14 protein-coding genes are annotated in these 18357 nt (G+C 74.8%); 8 read left to right on the forward strand and 6 right to left on the reverse strand.

Annotated features, from left to right (window positions below):
* Window positions 1-136: 136 nt before the first annotated feature.
* Window positions 137-1843, forward strand: coding sequence for a serine/threonine-protein kinase (locus HUT16_RS35310; RefSeq protein WP_254898148.1), 1707 nt, complete (start codon window positions 137-139; stop codon window positions 1841-1843).
* 13 nt (window positions 1844-1856) lie between these two features.
* Window positions 1857-2603: a hypothetical protein gene (locus tag HUT16_RS35315; RefSeq protein WP_176192075.1), complete on the forward strand. Its 747-nt coding sequence runs from the start codon at window positions 1857-1859 to the stop codon at window positions 2601-2603.
* Window positions 2604-2682: 79 nt separating this feature from the next.
* Here the strand turns inward: HUT16_RS35315 and HUT16_RS35320 are convergent, their stop codons facing one another.
* On the reverse strand, window positions 2683-2961 hold the full coding sequence (locus HUT16_RS35320) for a hypothetical protein (RefSeq protein WP_176192076.1): 279 nt from the start codon (window positions 2959-2961) through the stop codon (window positions 2683-2685).
* 145 nt (window positions 2962-3106) lie between these two features.
* Here HUT16_RS35320 and HUT16_RS35325 point away from each other — a divergent pair, with 145 nt between their 5' ends.
* The 4 genes from HUT16_RS35325 to HUT16_RS35340 all read left to right on the forward strand — a co-directional run bounded on the left by HUT16_RS35325 (window position 3107) and on the right by HUT16_RS35340 (window position 9001).
* Window positions 3107-5491, forward strand: coding sequence for an FHA domain-containing protein (locus HUT16_RS35325; RefSeq protein WP_176192077.1), 2385 nt, complete (start codon window positions 3107-3109; stop codon window positions 5489-5491).
* A 3-nt stretch (window positions 5492-5494) separates the two neighbouring features.
* Window positions 5495-5992, forward strand: a complete 498-nt coding sequence (locus tag HUT16_RS35330) for a hypothetical protein (RefSeq protein ID WP_176192078.1) — start codon at window positions 5495-5497, stop codon at window positions 5990-5992.
* Window positions 5993-5996: 4 nt separating this feature from the next.
* A complete protein-coding gene (locus tag HUT16_RS35335) occupies window positions 5997-7025 on the forward strand; it encodes a serine/threonine-protein kinase (RefSeq protein WP_176192079.1) in 1029 nt (342 codons plus the stop codon).
* A gap of 122 nt (window positions 7026-7147) precedes the next feature.
* On the forward strand, window positions 7148-9001 hold the full coding sequence (locus tag HUT16_RS35340) for a M1 family metallopeptidase (protein ID WP_176192080.1): 1854 nt from the start codon (window positions 7148-7150) through the stop codon (window positions 8999-9001).
* 62 nt (window positions 9002-9063) lie between these two features.
* On the opposite strand, the gene HUT16_RS35345 is transcribed toward HUT16_RS35340, so the two are convergent.
* On the reverse strand, window positions 9064-10314 hold the full coding sequence (locus HUT16_RS35345) for a streptophobe family protein (protein ID WP_176192081.1): 1251 nt from the start codon (window positions 10312-10314) through the stop codon (window positions 9064-9066).
* A 992-nt stretch (window positions 10315-11306) separates the two neighbouring features.
* On the opposite strand from HUT16_RS35345, the gene HUT16_RS35350 reads away from it, so the two are divergent.
* Entirely contained in the window at window positions 11307-12359 is a 1053-nt protein-coding gene (locus HUT16_RS35350; RefSeq protein WP_176192082.1) for a DUF6777 domain-containing protein, read from the forward strand.
* Between the two features lie 189 nt (window positions 12360-12548).
* Here HUT16_RS35350 and HUT16_RS35355 read toward each other — a convergent pair whose 3' ends face one another.
* Window positions 12549-13109, reverse strand: coding sequence for a dihydrofolate reductase family protein (locus tag HUT16_RS35355; RefSeq protein ID WP_176192083.1), 561 nt, complete (start codon window positions 13107-13109; stop codon window positions 12549-12551).
* A 282-nt stretch (window positions 13110-13391) separates the two neighbouring features.
* Here HUT16_RS35355 and HUT16_RS35360 point away from each other — a divergent pair, with 282 nt between their 5' ends.
* A complete protein-coding gene (locus HUT16_RS35360) occupies window positions 13392-14564 on the forward strand; it encodes a serine hydrolase (protein ID WP_176192084.1) in 1173 nt (390 codons plus the stop codon).
* Here the strand turns inward: HUT16_RS35360 and HUT16_RS35365 are convergent.
* From HUT16_RS35365 to HUT16_RS35375, 3 genes are all read right to left on the reverse strand, one after another.
* Window positions 14546-14905, reverse strand: a complete 360-nt coding sequence (locus HUT16_RS35365) for a DUF2087 domain-containing protein (RefSeq protein WP_176192085.1) — start codon at window positions 14903-14905, stop codon at window positions 14546-14548. The two genes, HUT16_RS35360 and HUT16_RS35365, sit on opposite strands and share 19 nt — an antisense overlap.
* A gap of 213 nt (window positions 14906-15118) precedes the next feature.
* The gene (locus HUT16_RS35370) at window positions 15119-16549 is read right to left on the reverse strand and encodes an NRAMP family divalent metal transporter (protein WP_254898149.1); all 1431 of its coding nucleotides are present in this window, start codon (window positions 16547-16549) and stop codon (window positions 15119-15121) included.
* Complete coding sequence (locus tag HUT16_RS35375) at window positions 16546-17913, reverse strand: CBS domain-containing protein (RefSeq protein ID WP_176192086.1); 1368 nt, start codon at window positions 17911-17913, stop codon at window positions 16546-16548. The genes HUT16_RS35370 and HUT16_RS35375 overlap by 4 nt, the downstream gene beginning before the upstream one ends.
* Window positions 17914-18357 lie beyond the last annotated feature (444 nt).

The following is an 18357-nucleotide window of genomic DNA, read 5'->3' on the forward strand; positions in this document are numbered from 1 at the left end:
AGCCGAATCGTGACCTTTCCCCGCCCCCGAACCGGAACCCCTCCGGCCGGGGGCGCGTCACTCCCGGTGGCCGCGCACCCGCGCCGGTCCGCAGGCGACGAACGGGACGCCCCCGCACCGCGCGGGGACACCGGGGGTGGACAAGGTGACGAACGACCAGCATCCGGACGGCGGCAGACCGGCGGACCCGCCGTCCCCGCCCGGCCACCAGGGCGGACCGCCCGCGCCGGGCAGGCCCGCCCGCTGGGAACTCCCCGACTACGCGCACCAACGCGAACTCGGCGCCGGCGCGTCCGGCCGCGTCGTCCTCGCCCACCACCGGGCCACCGGCACCCCGGTCGCGATCAAGTACCTGCTCGGCGACCACCCCGACCAGGGCGCCTTCCGGGTCGAGGCCGAACTGCTCGCCACCCTCGACAGCCCGCACGTCACCCGCCTCTACGAGTACGTCGAGAGCCCCCGCGGCGCGGCCATCGTGATGGAACTCGTCGAGGGCATCTCGCTGCGCGACCTGCTGCGCGCCGAGGGCGGCACCGGACCGGAAGCCGCCCTGGTCGTCCTCAAGGGCTCCCTGCTCGGCCTGGCCGCCGCGCACCGGGCGGGCGTCGTGCACCGCGACTACAAGCCGGGGAACGTGCTGGTCACCGTGGACGGCGAGTCGAAGCTCGTCGACTTCGGCATCGCCGTGCGGACCGGCGCCGGTACCGGCGGCACCGTCGCGGGCACGCCCGCCTACATGGCCCCCGAGCAGTGGGCCGGCCACCCCGCCTCCCCGGCCACCGACGTCTACGCGGCCACCGCCACCTTCTTCGAGTGCCTCACCGGCGCCAAGCCGTACGCCGGAACCACCCTGATGGAACTCGCGGTCCAGCACACCGAGGCCGAGATCCCCGACACCCAGGCGCCCGAAGCCCTCCGCCCGCTCATCCGGGCCGGGCTCGCCAAGACCCCCGGGCAGCGGCCCCCGGGCGCGGAAGCCCTGGTCGGCGAACTGGAGGCCGCCGCCGGTGCCGCGTACGGCGCCGACTGGGAGGAGCGCGGACGCAAGCGGCTGGCCGCGCTCGTCGCCCTGCTGCCCCTGCTGCTGCCCACCCCCACCGCGGACGGCGCCCTGCCGGGCGCCACCTCGTACGCGACGACCGTGCTCGCCCCGCGACGCCGCGTCCCGGGGCGGCTGATCGCCACCGTCGGCGCGATCGTCCTGGTCGTGGGCGCGCTCGCGACGGTCGCCTCGGCCGGTGAGGAGCGGACCGTCGCGGACCCGCGACCGGTCGCCGCCCCACTCGCCACCACCAGTGTCGGACCCGCCACGACACCCACGGCCGAGGCCCCGCCGACCCCCGCCGACAGCCCCAGCACGAGCCCCAGCGCGTCCCCCTCGCCCACCGCGGAGAGCAGCCCGAGCGCGACACCTAGCCCGACACCGACACCGAGCCCGAGCCCGACGGCGAAGCCCAGCACCAGTACGAAGCCGAGCCCCAGCGCGTCGCCCTCGCCCAGCCCGACGCCCAGCGCAACGGCGAGCAGCGCCCCGCCGGTCACCGTAACGCTGGGCACGCCGTTCTTGAGGGGCGGCAACAGCACGGTGTCGGCCACCGTCACGGTCACGGTGGCCACCAGCGGGAGCGGGACGGCCACGCTGACCTTCAGTTGGTACGACAACGACTCCGGCAAGCTGGTCGGCACGACGACGTCCGACCCGGTCCCGGCCGGTACGACCCGGGTGACCAGCGCCTTCACGTCGGCCTGCCGGACCTGGAACGTGAGGCTGGTGGTGATTAGCACCCCCGCCGCGGTGAAGCCCGTCTCCGGTGGCCCGTACAGCATGTTCTGCCTCAGGTGAGCGGAGACCGACGATGACCGAACTCCCTCCCGACCCCGGCTTCCGGCTCGGGCCGGTCCGCAAGCCCGCCGCCTCCGACCCGACCGTCCGACTCCGTCCGGCCGCCCCGCCCGAGGAGCAGCACACCGTCCAGCTCCGCCCGGCCGCCGCGCCGCCGCCGTCCGACGCCGAGCAGACCGTGCGGCTCGATCCGGCGCGGACGCTGCCCGCGGACCTCGACGCCACCGTGCTCCAGCCCGCGACGCCCGTGCCCCTGCCCGTGCCCCCGCCCGGGCCGGACGGCGGGTTGCGGCGGTTCGGCCCCGGGGTGCCGCCCCGGGCCGCCGCGGTGTGGCGCGGGGAGAGCGCCGTCGAGGCGCCGTCGCGGCGGTGGGACAGGTGGCTGCTGCTGCCGCTGGTGCTGCTGCTCGCGCTGCTCGGGTACCTGCTGTGGGACAGGTACCTCCGCCCCGTCGAGGTGGTGGGCGTGACGGCGGCCGCCCCGGCCGCGGGGCCGGGGTGCGACGGCACCGCCGTGGTCACGGGAACGCTGGAGACCGACGGCGGCGGGGGCGACGTGCGCTACCGGTGGGTGCGCAGCGACGGCACCGACTCCGGGCCGGTCGTCCAGCACGTGGCGGCCGGGCGCCGGAGCACCGGGGTCACGCTGGAGTGGACCTTCCAGGGCCACGGCGAGTTCGACGCCACCGCGCGCCTGGAGGTACTGGAACCCGCGGGCGGCCGCCCCGCCGAGGTGGCGTTCCGCTACTCCTGCCCGTGACGCGGAGGCCCGGCAGGACGCACGAAACCCGGGTCGCGGCCGGCATCGCGTCGGCGGCGGCCCGGGCGGGCTGCTCGGGTCAGGCCCGTGGGGCGGTCGCGCCTCCGCCCGTCTTCACGGCCTCGACCATGTGCTGGTGCACCTCGCGCGCCGCCGCCTCGTCCGCGGCGGCCACGGGGCTGCCCTCCACGGTGAACCAGTCGAGCGCGCCGCTGTACTGCACGGTCAGCCGCGCCTCGCCCTCGATCCACATGGTGTGCACCGTCAGGTCCCCGGTGATGACGCCGATCTCCGCGGTCTTCACACCGCCGTGACCGGACAGAATGCCCTGAGTGGTCCAGGTTGCCCAGGTGTTCACAAGCCCGCTCCCATCCGCCGCCCAACGGGCCGCTCGGTCCCGACCCCACAGGTACCCGATCCGTGGCGACCGCTTCCCACTGTCACCCGAAGGGCCGAAAACCGCCCCCCGGGCGGGTGCTCGCCGCGCGGTCTAGCATCGACGTATGGGAGAGCGAGAGGCTGCGCTCACCGCGCCGAAAATGGTCCTCGAATCCGGTGGCGACTCGACGGTCATCACCCCGAGCCGCCGGTACGCCCTCGGACGTGACCCCACCAGCGACATCGTGCTGACCGACCCCCGGGTCTCCTGGCACCACGCGGAACTGCACGCCGGCGGCGGCCACTGGATCGTCGACGACACGGGCTCCACCAACGGCACCTACGCCGCCGACGGCCACCGGGTCGTCCACCTGGAGATCGAGCCCGGCACCGTGCTCTGCCTGGGAAGTCCCGGCGACGGACCGCGCTGCACGTTCAGCGCGCTGCCCGAGCCGACCGCCGTGCACCCGCTGCCCGGCGGCCGCCCGTCCGGGCTGACCGCGATCACCGGCTCGCACCGGCCGCCGTCCAGTGTCATGCCGCTGCCGACCAGGGTGGTGCGGATCGGCAGGGCCGCCGACAACGACCTGGTGATCGGCGACCTGTCGGTCTCCCGGCACCACGCCGAACTGCGCGCCGAACCCGGCGGCGGCTACCGGATCGCCGACCTGGGCAGCCACAACGGCACCTACCTGAACGGCCAGTCCGTGCGGGAGGCCCCCGTCGGGCCCGGGGACCTGGTCGGAATCGGCCATTCGGTGTTCTGCCTGGTCGGCGACGAACTGCAGGAGTTCGTCGACACCGGCGACATCGACCTCGACGTGGAGGACCTCACCGTCCAGGTCGAGGGCGGCCGCACCCTGCTCGACCAGGTCACCTTCCCGGTCGGGCAGAAGTGCCTGCTCGCGGTCGCCGGACCGAGCGGCGCCGGGAAGTCCACCCTGCTCAACGCGCTCACCGGACTGCGCCCGGCCGACCGCGGCACCGTCCGCTACGACGGCCGTGACCTCTACCGCGACTACGCCGAACTGCGCCGCCGGATCGGCCTCGTCCCGCAGGACGACATCCTGCACACCCAGCTGCCCGTCCGGAAGGCCCTCTCGTACGCCGCCGAACTGCGCTTCCCCGACGACACCGCGCCCGAGGAACGGGCCGCCCGGGTCGAGGAGGTGATCGACGAGCTCGGCCTCGGCAAGCGCGCCGACCAGGTCATCTCCAGCCTCTCCGGCGGCCAGCGCAAGCGCGTCAGCGTCGCCCTGGAACTGCTCACCAAACCGTCCCTGCTGTTCCTCGACGAGCCCACCAGCGGGCTCGACCCCGGCATGGACCGGTCCGTGATGCAGATGCTGCGCGGCCTCGCCGACGACGGACGGACCGTCATCGTGGTCACCCACAGCGTGCTCAGCCTCGACCTGTGCGACCGGCTGCTGCTGCTCGCCCCCGGCGGGCGGATCGCCTGGTACGGGCCGCCCGGCGAGACGCTGGAGCACTTCGGGTTCGCGCACTGGCCGGACGCCTTCGAGGCGTTCGAGAACCAGACCGACCGCGACTGGGCCGGCCAGTTCCGGGCCTCCGCCCCCTACCGCAAGTACGTCAGCGGCCCGGCCGGCGGCCCCGGCGACTGGCCCGGCGCGCTCGCCCCCGCCGAGCGGGAGCAGCCGGCGGCCGAGATCGTCCCCGCCCCGACGCCGCGGCCGCGGAGCTGGCTCGGCCAGGTCGGCACGCTGTGCCGCCGGTACGCCAGCGCGCTCGCCGCCGACCGGACCTTCCTCGCCGTGATGATCGCGCTGCCGTTCGTCATGGGCGCGATGGCGCACGCCCTGGCCGGCAGCCGGCTGAACCAGGACACCGCGCTGAACGCGCTGCTGATCCTGTGCGTCGGCGGAGTGCTCACCGGCGCCGCCAACGCGGTGCGCGAACTGGTCAAGGAACGCACCATCTACCAGCGCGAACGCGCCGTCGGCCTGTCCAGATCGGCGTACCTGTGCTCGAAGGTCGTCGTGCTGGGCACCGTCACGGCCGTCCAGGCGGTGGTGCTGACCATGGTCGCGCTGATCGGCGTCCAGCTCAGACCGCAGGGCGGCAGCGGGGTGTTCCTGCCACCGCTGCTGGAGATCACCCTCGCCGTGGTGCTGCTCTCGCTCAGCGCGATGATGCTCGGCCTGCTGATCTCCGCGCTGGTCAAGAAGGAGGAGGTGACCATGCCGCTGCTGGTGCTGGTCGCCATCGTCCAGGTGGTGTTCTGCGGGGCGCTGCTGCAACTCGACCACATCCCGGTGCTCAACCAGCTGTCCTGGCTGATCCCCTCGCGCTGGGCACTCGGTGCCATGGCCGCCACCATCGACCTGCACACCACCGTGCCCGGCACGCTCACCGACGACCCGCTGTTCGCGCACCGGCAGGGCGTCTGGCTGCTCGACATGGGCATGCTGATCGTGCTGGCCGTCGCCTACGGACTGGTCGTCGCCCGGCTGCTGCGCCGGCACGAACCCGCCGTGATGCGGCGGTAGCGCATGGGCCCGCCCGACGGGTTCCGGCCCACCCACGTCGTCCCCGCCGACGGGCTGCCGACCTGGACCGCCCCCGACCCGGCCGCCGCCGGAGTGCCGCTCGACGCGCTGCTGCCGGTCGCGCTCGCCGAGTCCAACGGCAACTGGGCCCGGATCGTCTGCTCCAACGGCTGGAGCGCCTGGGTCGACGGACGCCTGCTGGTCGCCCTCCCGCAACGCCCCCCGGCCACCGGCGCCCCGCTCGCCACCACCGACGACCCGCGCCCGCTGCTCGCCGCACTGGAACGCTCGCTGGCCACCTACCGGCGGCTGGTCGACGAGTGGGCGGCCGGCCGGATCGACCTGGAGACCTTCCGCGACGGCACCCGCGACCTGCGGCTCGGCGCGGTGCTGGACGGCTCGGACGCCTGGCTGCTCGACCTCGACCGGGGCCGCTGGTACTACTGCGACGCCGCCCAGCTGCAGACCTACGCCCCCGCCGACCGCGACGGGCGGAGCTGACCCGGTGCCCGGGGAACGGCCCGAGCCGCCGTCGCTGGCCGCCGCCGAACCTGGTGAGCTGGACGGGCGCACGCTGGCCGGCTACCGGCTGGAGCACGTGCTCGGCCGCGGCGGCATGGCGGTGGTCTACCGCGCCGAGGACCTGCGGCTCGGCCGCACCGTCGCGGTCAAGCTGCTCGCCCCCGAACTCGCGCGCAACGAGACCTTCCGGCAGCGCTTCGTCCGCGAGTCGCACATCGCCGCGTCGCTCGACCACCCGAACATCGTCCCGGTGTACGACGCCGGCGAGGTCGAGGGCGTCCTCTACCTGGCCATGCGCTACGTGCGCGGCCGCGACCTGCGCGCCCTGCTCGACCGGGAGGGCCCGCTGACCGGCGCCCAGACGGTGCGGATCGCCGTCCAGGTGGCCAGCGCGCTGGACGCCGCGCACGCCCACGACCTGGTCCACCGGGACGTCAAGCCCGGCAACGTGCTGATCGCCGAGGGCACCGACCCCGACCGCCCCGAGCACGCCTACCTGACCGACTTCGGGCTCACCAAGAAGTCGCTCTCGCTGACCGGCCTGACCAGCGTCGGCCAGTTCGTCGGCACCCTCGACTACGTCGCCCCCGAGCAGATCTCCGGCAGACCGGTGGACGGGCGCTGCGACGTGTACAGCCTGGGCTGCGTGGTGTTCGAGATGCTCACCGGCGGCCCGCCCTACCGGCGCGACGACGACCTGGCGCTGCTCTGGGCCCACCTCAACGACCCGCCGCCGGACGTCCGGGAGCAGCGCGCGGACCTGCCCGCCGGGGTGGCGGCGGTGCTGGAACGGGCGATGGCCAAGCGCCGTGACGACAGGTACGGGAGCTGCCTGGAGTTCGTCGCGGAGCTGCGGGCGGCGGCGGAGGTGCGGAGCGCTCCGCGCCCCGCGTCCCGGGAGGCTCCCCCGGCTGCTCCGCGGATCGTCCCGGAGGCCGTTCCCTCGGTCGCCCCGGGGGCTGACCGGCCGCCGCAGCCGCCGGCCTGGGCGCGGCCGGTGTTCGAACCCTGAAGGTTTCCGCTCGTTTCCAGGGCGTAACGATCAGTGGCATGCACCTTTCAAAGTCGGGTGTTTGCTGGCAGTCTGCCCCTCGGCCAGGGCCCCCACAGACCCTGGCGACCGAGAGGAGCACCATGAGCAACAGACTCCGCGCCCTCGCAGCCCGCGCCGTCGCCGTCCTGGGCACCACCGTGCTCGTCGCCGCCGGCACCGTGACCGCCACCGCCACCGTCGCGCAGGCCGCCGCCTGCACGCCGGCCCAGGTGGTCGTGAACGGCGGGTTCGAGTCCGGAAGTTCGCCCTGGACCTCGTCCAGCGGCGTGATCACCAGCGAGAGCGGGCAGAGCGCCCACGGCGGGACGTCCTTCGCCTGGCTGAACGGCTACGGCTCGGCGCACACCGAGACGCTCGCGCAGACCGTCACCCTCCCGGCGGGCTGCACCAGCGCCACCCTGAGCTTCTGGCTGCACGTCGACACCGCCGAGACCACCAAGACCACGGCGTACGACAAACTGACCGCGAAGCTCGGCAGCACCACCCTCGCCACCTACTCCAACCTGGACGCCGCCGCCGGCTACGTGAAGAAGACGCTCGACGTCTCCGCGTACGCCGGACAGACCGTCAGCCTCGCCTTCAGCGGCGTCGAGGACGCCAGCCTGCAGACCAGCTTCGTGCTCGACGACTTCGCGCTCGACGTCTCCGGCGGCACCACCACGCCGCCCACCACCGACGCCACCCGCGCCCCGGTCCCCACCGGGTACACCGTCAGCCTGAGCAGCGACACCAGCGGCGCCACCTGGACCGGGCACCAGGGCATCGGCTTCACCAACCCCTCGGCGACCCCGCTGACCGAGGTCTACCTACGGCTCTGGGACAACGCCCACGGCAGCTGCCCCAGCACGCCCGTCACCGTCAGCAACCTGACCGGCGGCACCGCCGGCGCGCTCAGCGTCGGTTGCACCGCGCTCAAGGTCACCCTGCCCGCGCCGCTCGCCCAGGGCCAGAGCGGCAGCCTCGGCTTCGACCTGTCCATCGCCGTCCCCTCCGGCGCCGACCGGTTCGGCCGCGACGGGGCCTTCGCCTTCATCGGCAACGCGCTGCCCGTCCTGGCGGTGCGCGACGCGGGCGGCTGGCACCTGGACCCCTACACCAACAACGGTGAGTCCTTCTACACCCTGGCCTCCGACTACACCGTCACCCTCGACCACCCCAGCAGCCTGCTCGTCCCCGCCACCGGCAGCTCCGTCGACACCCCCGGCAGCAGCGGACGGACCGTCACCACGGCCACCGCGAAGAACGTCCGCGAGTTCGCCTGGGCCGCCGGACCGTTCAGCAAAATATCCGGCAGCTCGGCGGCCGGCACCGCGGTCAACGTCTACTCGGTCAGCGGCATCAGCTCCAGCGACGCGCAGTCCATGCTGAGCACCGCCAAGTCCGCCGTCGACGCGCACGCCGGACGGTTCGGCGCCTACCCCTACGGCGAACTCGACGCGGTCATCGACAACAACTTCTGGTTCGGCGGCATGGAGTACCCCGGCTTCGTCCTCGACCTGGTCTCCACCACCGCGCTCACCCACGAGATCGGCCACCAGTGGTGGTACGGCATCGTCGGCGACGACGAGTACAACAACCCCTGGCTGGACGAGGCGTTCACCGACTACGCCACCGACCTCGCCCAGGGCAAGACCGGCACCAACTGCTGGAACAGCACCTCCTGGGCCTCCTCCGCCGAGAAGATCAGCAACTCGATGGCCTACTGGGACGCCCACTCCTCCCGCTACTCCACGGTCGTCTACGGCTACGGCAAGTGCGCCCTGCACGACCTGCGCCGCACCATCGGCGACACCGCGATGACCAAACTGCTGCACGACTACGCGGCGGCGCACTGGTACGGGATCTCCACCACCGCCGAGTTCAAGGCCGCCGCGCAGGCCGCGACCACGGTCGACCTGACGTCCTTCTGGACGCAGCACCGCATCGACGGCTGACGCGGCTGACGCGACCGACCGAGCCCCGGGTTCCGCGCGCGAGCACAGGGGCGTTCAGGGCGTCAGGGTTCCGTCCGGCCCGCCGGGGCTTTCGCGGCGGTGCCGGGCGGGGCCCCGCCGCGAGAGCCCCGGCGGGCGGCCAGCGCACCCAGCAGGCCGGCCAGCGCGCCCCAGCCGGCGGCGATCGGGACGGCGGTGAGCAGGTTCGGCTCCAGCACCGTCCGCCCGCCGCCGCCCAGGCCCAGCAACGACAGCCCGAACACCGCCGACACCCGGGTCACCAGACCGACCGCCAGCACCGCCAGCGCCAGCACCACGGCCCACTGCACGGCCGACCGCCACACCGGCAGCGGCGGACGCGTCCGGACCGCCGACACCACGCCCGCCGCCAGGACCAGCAGCGCCGCCAGCGGCAGCAGCAGCCACGCCCAGCCGTTCTGCTCCGCCAGCGCGCCCAGGTTCAGCGTCACGTCCTGACCGGAGTGCAGCACCGCCGCCAGCGAGTGCGGGAACGGCAGGCCCAGACTGTTCGTGACGTGGCCGTGCCAGGACGCGCCCAGGCCCACCCCGAAGCCCATCCAGGCCAGGTTCGGCAGGCCCAGGAAGACCACCGCCAGCGCCTGGCGCGGCTCGCTGCTCGTCACCGCCCCCACCAACCCGCCCACCAGCCCCAGCAGCACGTACACCAGCAGCAGCGCCAGCACCGCGTGCACCGTCGGCCGCAGCGTGCCGTGCCAGCGCACCAGGCGGGTCGGCAGCGGCGCCCGGCGCGAGGCCGCCAGTGCCAGCAGCACCACCACGGCCAACCACAGCAGGCCGAAGCCCACCGCCGGGCCCGGATCCACCCGGAACCCCACCGTCGGCGCCGCACCGAACGCCCCGCCCAGTTCGTCGAGCAGCGGATCACCGGTCGACACGGTGAAGGAGTGCCGGGCCGCCGCCGACAGCAGCAGCACCGCCACCGTCCAGCCCGCCGCCAGCGCGAGCACCCGGGCCAGCAGCAGTCGCCCGCCCACCACCGCGTGCCGGCGCATCGGCCGCAGGAACAGGTACGCCGCCACCAGCGCGCCCACCAGCGTCACCGACAGCGGCATCGCCGAGATCCCGCCCTGCGCGGTCGCCACGAAGGCCGCGCTGCCGTCGAGTTGCGCCGGTGCGCCCAGCGCCAGCAGCAGCGTCGCCGCCAGCACCGGGCCGAAACCGCCGCCCGGCAACCGGTCCGCGCCCGCCAGCCACAGGCCGAGCGCGGCCACCACCGCCATCGCCGCGAGCGCGCCCACCACCGTCACCAGCGCGGAGACGAGCACGGACACGGGCGCGGCCACCCGGTCCGTCGGGCCAGGGGACGGCGGTGGCGAGGGCGTGCGGGGGTTCGCAGGAGTGGCGGCACCAGCCACGCGTCTCACCGGCCCTTCGAGCCCGATCCCCCCGGCGCCGGCCGGGACCGACCGACCTTTCCAGCTTCCGACAGGCCGCAACGGACGGCGAGTTGCCGCGGGGGTTGCCGGGGCGGGGCGTGGGGTGCCGTGCGATTCGGGGCGGCGGGTTCGTAGGGGCGGGTTCGGAGGGGTGGGTTCGGGGCGGCGGGTTCGGAGGGGCGGGCGGACAATGGTGGGTGCGCACGTGGACTCGGGGGAGTCCGACCGGGAGGCAGTCCCGTGACTGATCAGCCGAAACCCCGGCAGCCCGAAGAGCCGGACAACGAGAACGACGGTGCCCAGGCCCCGCCGCCGCACCGCCCCACCGAGGTGGTGGGCGGAACGGGCGGACCTCCGACGGAGGTGGTCGGGCCGGGCGTGGTCAACGCGGACGGTACCGAGGTCGTGGAGACCCCGGCGGCCCCGGAGGCTGCCGAGGGGGCGCCGACCGAGCTGGTGGACCGGGCGGGCGGGGTGGGCGGCGGACGCGGTGCGAGCGGGCCCGGTTCCGGAGGCGGCGGAGCGTCGGCGGCGGAGCCGCAGCCCACCGAGGTGGTGCGGCCGCCGACCGGGAGCGGTGCGGGTGCGGCGGCTGCCGGGGCGGGTGGTGCGTTCGGGGCAGGCGCCGGTGCGGCGGGTGCGTCGCAGTCCCCGTCCTCGCCCCCGTCCTCCGGGGCGGGCGGGGTCGGGCCGGTGGGTCCGCCGTCCGGGCCGCTGTCGGCGGGCGGGCTGCGTCCGTCGGGCGCCTCGGAGGGACGCCGCCGCCCGGTGGGGGCGGTTCGTCGGTCGGTGGCGGGTCGGGGGCGGGTGGCAGCGGGCCGCCCGGCGGGGCTTCGTCCGGCGGGGGCGGCGGGGGCGGCGGGAAGCCGTGGTGGCGGAAGGGGCCGGTGCTCGCCGGGGCGGTCCTGGTCGCCGGGCTGGGCATCGCGCTGGGCCTGGTCGCCACCGGGGGGTCGGGCGGCGGCAGCGCGCAGGCCGTGGAGATGCAGCCGGTGTCCGCGTCCGGGCAGGAACCCTTCACCGACTCGGTCGCCAACGGCGGTGCGCCCTCCTCGGCCTCGCCCAGCGGTTCGACCCCGGCCGACGGGGGCTCCGCCGCGTCCGGCAGCACGACGGCCCCGTCCACCGCCGGGAGCCCGAGCGCGTCCGGCGGCACCGTGAACGGGGGCCAGCCCGGCCTGTACGGCGGCACCCGCGAGACGGCCAGCTGCGACGTGCCCAAACTCTCCGGGTACCTCGACGCCAACGGTGACAAGGCCCGGGCCTGGGCCGGGGTCGAGGGCATCGACAGCTCGCAGATCGACGGCTACCTGAACGGCCTGACGCCCGTGGTGCTGCGCCAGGACACCAGGGTCACCAACCACGGCTACCAGAACGGACAGGCCACCCCCTACCAGGCGGTCCTGCAGTCCGGGACGGCCGTGCTGGTCGACAGCCAGGGCGTGCCGCGGGTGCGCTGCGCCTGCGGCAACCCGCTGACGCCGCCCAGCGGCACGGGCGGTACGTACACCGGGACGGCATGGTCCTCCTTCAACCCGAACGGGGTGGTGACGGTGCAGCCCGCACCGGCGCCGGTGAACCAGATCGTGCTGGTGGACCAGACGACGGGCCGCCAGTTCGAGCGCCCCGTGGGCGGCACGGGCGGGAACGACGGATCGGCCTCGCCCAGTGCGTCCGGTTCGGGCTCCTCCGGCAGCCATTCCAGCCCGGGCACGCAGTCCGGCGGTTCCTCCTCGGCGCCCTCGTCCGGAGCGTCGTCGGCACCGGCGTCCGGTGGTTCCGGCTCTCCCGGGCACTCCGGCTCGTCCGGACCGGCCTCGCCGGGCGGTTCGGGTTCCGGCGGGGCCTCCGGCGGGGCTTCCGGCGGCGGGTCGGGGCCCGCGAGTCCGGGCGGGGAGTCCGGGGGCGCGTCGAAGCCGGCGGGCTCGGGCTCGCCGTGACGGGACGGGTGTCAGGTGTGCTGCGGGTGCCTCCTTCGGCTCCGGTCGGGTCCGGTCGAACCGGCAAGGGTCGGCTCGGCCGGGGTCGGCTCGGTCGGGGTCGGGGTCGAGCTCGGGGGCGGGGTCGAATCGGTCGGGGTCGGCTCGGCCTCGGTCCGGGCGAGCGGAGCGGGGCGCCGCCGGGGCGGGTCAGCGGCGCAGGTAGCGGAGCAGCGTGACGCCGCTGTCGAAGGTGCGCGTCTCGGCGAGCACCAGGTTGGTGCGGGTGTCGGCGGGCGGGAACAGCGGGCGGCCGCGGCCCAGCACCACCGGGTGGACGTAGAGGCTGTACTCGTCGATCAGGTCCAGCCGGCGGAACTCGGCGGCGAGGGCGGCGCCGCCGACGGCCAGGTCGGACGCGGAGGAGGACTTGAGGGCGGTGATCGCCTCCGGGTCGACGGTGCGGGCGATCGTGGTGTTCCAGTCGGCGTGGTCGAGGGTGCGGGAGAAGACCGTCTTCGGCATCTCCCGCCAGATCCGGGCGAACTCGACCACCGGCGGGGTGCTGGTCGGGTCCCGGTCGGCGGTGGGCCAGTAGCCGGCCATCAGCTGGTACGTGACGCGGCCGTCGAGGAAGCCGCTCATCGCGGCCAGTCTGCGGTTGAAGTGCTCGTGCAGCTCGTCGTCGATGAGCTGCCAGTCCAGTTCGCCGTCGGGGCCGGAGAAGCAGCCGTCGATCGACACGGACATCATCAGCACGAGGTCGGACATCGCCACCTCCGGGACCTGCGGCGGTCAAGGGTGCGGGCCACGCTACCCGCGCACGGCACCCGAACGGCGGAGGCGGACGGCGGCGGGCGCGCGTGCCGCGGAAAAGCATCCACCGGTTGATGCCGGGGTCAACCGATCAGCTGATGGTTCGTCAACCGATCGTCGTGCCAACGGCATTCGATCGTCCGGTGGATGCTCCGGGGGAGCCGGGCACACTTCCTACAGCAGGGACAGAAGGTGCGGACGGTGCGGATCAGGCACCGGTGACGAAAGGGGACCATCATGCGTGAGACGGACGGGGCGCGCGGGGCGTTCGCGGGGAGCGGGCCGGTCGGTGTGGGCGGCCTGCAGGCCCTGCTGGACCGACGGGTCGCGGACGGGACGGTGCCCGGGGCGGTCGCCCTGGTCGCCCGTCCGGGGGAGGTGGAGACGGCCGCCGCGGGCGAGCTGGGCCGGGGGTCACCGGTGCGGATCGCCTCGGTGGGGAAGCCCGTCACGGCCGCGGCGGTGCTCCAGTTGGTGGACGACGGGGTGCTCGCGCTGGACGACCCGGTCGAGCGCTGGCTGCCGGAGCTGGCCGACCGGCGCGTGGTGCGGACACCGCACGCCCCGGTGACGGACACCGTCCCGGCCGACCGGCCCGTCACGGTGCGGGACGTGCTGGAGTCGCGGGCCGGCTACGGCTTCCCGGCGGACTTCACCCTGCCCGCACTGGCCCCGCTCTTCGCGGAGCTCGGGCAGGGGCCGCCGCAGCCGCAACGGGTCGCCCCGCCGGACGAGTGGGCGGCCGTCCTGGCGGGGATTCCGATGCTCCACCAGCCCGGCGCCGCCTGGCTGTACAACACCTGTTCGGACATCCAGGGCGTCCTGGTCTCCCGGGCGACCGGTAGACCGCTCGACCAGGTGCTGGAGGAGCGGCTGTTCGATCCGCTGGGCATGCCCGACACCGCCTTCCACGCGTCACCCGACCGACTGTGCCCGCTCTACCGCCCGGGCCCGGACGGCACGCTGGCGGTGGTCGACCCACCGGACGGCCAGTGGAGCACCCCGCCCCCGTTCCCGTCCGGGGCCGGCGGCCTGGTGTCCACGCTCGACGACGTGTTCACGTTCCTGCGGATGCTGCGCTCCGGCGGCCGCGCCGAGGACGGGCGGCGGGTGCTCTCCCTCGGCGCGGTGCGGCTGATGACCACCGATCACCTGACGGAGCACCAGCGGGCGGACAGCGAGCTGTTCCTGGAAGGCCAGGGCTGGGGCTACGGCGGCTCGGTGGACGTGACCGGGCGTGACCCGTGGAACGTGCCGGGCCGCTACGGCTGGGTCGGCGGCACCGGCACCGCCGCCCACGTGGTGCGGTCGACCGGGTTGGTGACGGTGCTGCTCACCCAGCGGGAGATGACGGGCCCCACCCCGCCCCCGCTGATGCGGGAGTTCTGGCGCTACGCGGCGGACGGTTGACCGCCGTCCGAGCCGCCGTCCGAAGCGCTGTCCGGAACGTCTGACGGGGCGTCTTCGGGAGCGTCGGGGACGGTGGCGGCCAGGCGGTAGCTCGACCCGTCCCGGGTGCGGGTCAGCAGGTGGGCCTCGACCAGGTAGCGGCGGAGCATGGAGGTGTCGGCGTGGACGGCGAGCAGCGCCTCGTTGACCTCCCGCTCGCTGTACGCGCGCTCGGGTTCGAAGAGGGAGCGGGCGAGGTGCTGGAGCAGGGCGGCGCGGCGGGCCGGCTTGCGCGGCACGGACGTCAGACGGCCATCGGTGAAGAAGGCGGCAAGGGTCGCCGGTGGTTCGTGAGCGGACATGACAGGCAGCCTGTCAGGGCGGCCACCGGGAGACAACCGGATTACCGGACGGGGTGCCGGCCCGATGAGCTGGGACGACACCCCGAGGGAGGGAAGGAACACATGGGTACCGGGAACGCGGGGCCGGGCCGCTTCCGACGGGCGAGGGCGTGGGTGGCAGAGCGGGCGGCAGCCCGAGCACTGCCGGGCACGTACCCCCGACGGGGCGTGCGGTCAGGCCGAGCCGAACCAGCCGAGGACGGTCTGCACCAGCAGGACGGTGGACATCAGGGCCACCCCGACGACCACCGCGGTCGCGGCGATCCGGTAGCGCGGGCCGTTCGCGGCGGCGCCGAGCAGGGAGCGCCGGTTGGTCAGCACCAGCAGGTACACCAGCACGATCGGGCTGATCAGCCCCTGGAGGACCTGGGTGCCGATCAACAGCTGGATCACGTCGACCGGGGTGAGCGCCACGATCGCGCCCAGGGCGATCTGCGCGGTGAACACGCCGAGGAACAGCGGTGCGTCCCGGAAGCGCCGGGAGACCGAGCGCTCCACCCCGGCGGCCTCGCCGATCGCGTAGCTGGCCGACAGCGGCACCACGGCCCCGGCGAGGGCCGAGGCACCGAGCAGGCCGAAGGCGAACAGCAGTTCCGCGCCCGGCCCGGCCACCGGCTCCAGGGCCCGGGCGGCCTCGGCGGCGGACTGCAGCGGCCCCGTTCCGCCGATCGCCGAGGCGGTGGCGATGATGATGGTCAGGCTGATCACGCACGCGAACACCGCGCCGAGCACGGCGTCCGCCCGGATCAGCTTGTAGTCCTCCGGCTTCGCGCCCCGGTCGACGACGCCGGCCGCCGCGTAGAACTGCATGTACGGGCTGACGGTCGTGCCGATCAGGGCGACCGCCAGCAGGACGAAGTCACTGGACGGCTGCAGGTGCGGCACCGCGAGGTTCCGGCCGACCTCGCCCCAGTGCGGGTGCCCGAGCACCATGGCGATCGGATAGGAGAAGAACGCCAGCGACATCACCAGGAAGATCCGCTCCGCCCACCGGTAGGAGCCGAACAGCACCAGCGCCCACAGCAGCACGGCGGCGGGCGGCACCACCGCCCACTTCGGGACGCCCAGCAGTTCGAACGCCGCGCCGATCCCGGCGAACTCGCTGACCACCAGGCCGGTGTTCGCCAGCAGCAGGCAGCCGACGGCCAGCGCGGTCAGCCGCAGGCTGAACTGCTCGCGGATCAGCGCCCCGAGCCCCTTGCCGGTGTGCGCGCCGAGCCGGACGGCCATCTCCTGGACCATCACCAGGGCGATGGTCACCAGCACCATGAAGAACAGCGTGCCGTAGGCGTACTGGGAGCCGGCCGAGGCGTAGGTGGCGATACCGGCCGCGTCGTTCCCGGCGTTGGCGGCGACCAGCCCGGGGCCGGCGATCATCGCCACCGCGGCGATCCGGCGCAGCCCGCGCCGCCGTGGCGGGGTGGAGGGCCCGGCGGCGGCCGGGGGTTCGACGGAATCCGCCTGGGTCGGGACGGAACTGACGGCCCGGCCGGAGGGGAGCGAGGGGGTGGCGGAGCCGCCAGCGGGCGCGGGGTCGGTGGTGGAGGAGGCTGCCGTGGCGGCAGCGTTGGGGTCGGTCGGGCCGAGGCCGGTGCGGGCGTTCACTGGAGGAACCTCCGGAAGTGCAGGCGCCCGCGCTCGGGCAGCAGGGCGTCGATGATGTCGTCGGCGAGGATCCGGCCGAGCGGTCGGCCGTCCTCGTCGACCACCAGGAGGGAGGACTTGCGGGCGGCCACCAGACGGTCGGCGGCCTCGGCCAGGCGGGTGTCGGGGGAGAGCGTGACGGGCGGCCCGAACTGGGACAGCCAGGCCACCAGATCGGTGACGAGGGCGCTGTCCTCGGCCACCGCCAGGTCGAACAGCGGTACGTCGGCGACCAGCCGGCCGGTGGTGTCGAGCACCACGACGGCATCGATCTCGGTGCGGTGCTCGGCCTGCGCGGCCAGTTCCGCGCGGACTTCGGCGACGGTCTGCTCCAGTCGGGCCGTGACCAGCCGGGTCGTCATGGCACCGCCCGCGGTGCCCTCCCGGTGCGCCAGCAGACCGCGCAGCTCGGCGGCCTCCTGGTGGGGCATCCGGGCCAGCAGGGTCTCCCGCTCGCGCGGGTGGAGGTCGCGCAGCGCGTCGGCGGCCTCGTCGGGTTCCATCTCGTCGACCAGCCGGGCGGCGTGCTCCGGCCTGGCTTCGCGCAGCAGGTTCTCCAGTTCGGCGGGCTCCATCTCCTCCAGCGCGTCGGCCGCCTGCTCGGGCTCCAGCCAGCCCAGCAGCTGCTGCCGCTCGCTGCGGCCGAGGTCCTCCAGGATGTCGGCCAGGTCCGCCGGGCGGAGCCGGTGCAGGGCCGACCGGGAGGCCCGCAGCCGGACTTCGGCCGGCCCCTCGGTGGCCTGCTCGCCGAACGGGGCGACCGACTGCCAGTCCAGGACGCGCTCCGGGGTGGGCCGGGCCTGCCAGCGGCGCGGTCCGAGCCGGCGCAGCAGGGTCGGCAGCGACACGTCCACCCCGACCAGCACCACCCGGTCCACCAGCGGCGCGAAGTACAGGTCGGCGGCGCGGGTGACCTGCACGCCGTCCACGTCGACGAGTTGGTGGTCCAGCACGTCGCGGGCCAGCAGCACCTCACCGGGGCGGCGCTGGAAGTCCCGCAGGTCGACGCGGGACGCCCGGAGCCGGACGTGCCCGGCACCGAGTCGCCCGACCGCCTCGGAGGGCAGGAAGGCCCGGCGCCGCCCGATCCGCAGGATCAGACCGGTCACCGGCGGGTACGGGTCCGGGCCGTACAGCCGGGCGACCACGTCGGCCAGCCGGCCGACCTCGGCACCGGCCTGGTTGGTCACCGGTGCCCCGATCAGCCCGGCCAACGAGACGAGGGAGGAACGCACGGCGCGACCGGCCGTGGCCCGGTGGTCGAGGTTCACCCGGCGGTCGCGCAGCCGGGCCGTGGTCGAACTGAACAGTGTGTTGGTGGCCATCAGGGAACACCTCCTCTGCCCCGGCGGAGCGGGGCCGACAGGCGGTTCACGACAGTTCCCCTGCACCCTGCACCCTGCGCTCCGGCCGACGGGCGCCCCCGGTGGGCGGGCACACCCCGGTCGAGGAGCGGCCCCGGACCGGCCGGGCGGGCCTGCGAGCGGCAGCCGCACGGCCGCCCGACGGCGGCACCACCGCGCTGCCGACCACCGCCAACGGCCGTCGGCCATCCTGCCCGGGCACCCGGTCCGGGCACCTCGTTCGGTCAGGCTGGAGGGAAGAGCGGCGAAGCGGTACGGCGGGCAGCACGGCGGCAGCAGCCGGTCCGGCGGAGCCTGGCACCTGGTGACGACTACGGCCCGGGGTGGCTGCGGCGCCGTGCCGGCGAGGCGAGGCAGGACGGGGCGACGGAGGTCCGACGAACCGGTCGCACGGCAGGCGGCCGG

This window comes from Kitasatospora sp. NA04385 (assembly GCF_013364235.1).
In the GTDB taxonomy this organism is placed as follows: domain Bacteria; phylum Actinomycetota; class Actinomycetes; order Streptomycetales; family Streptomycetaceae; genus Kitasatospora.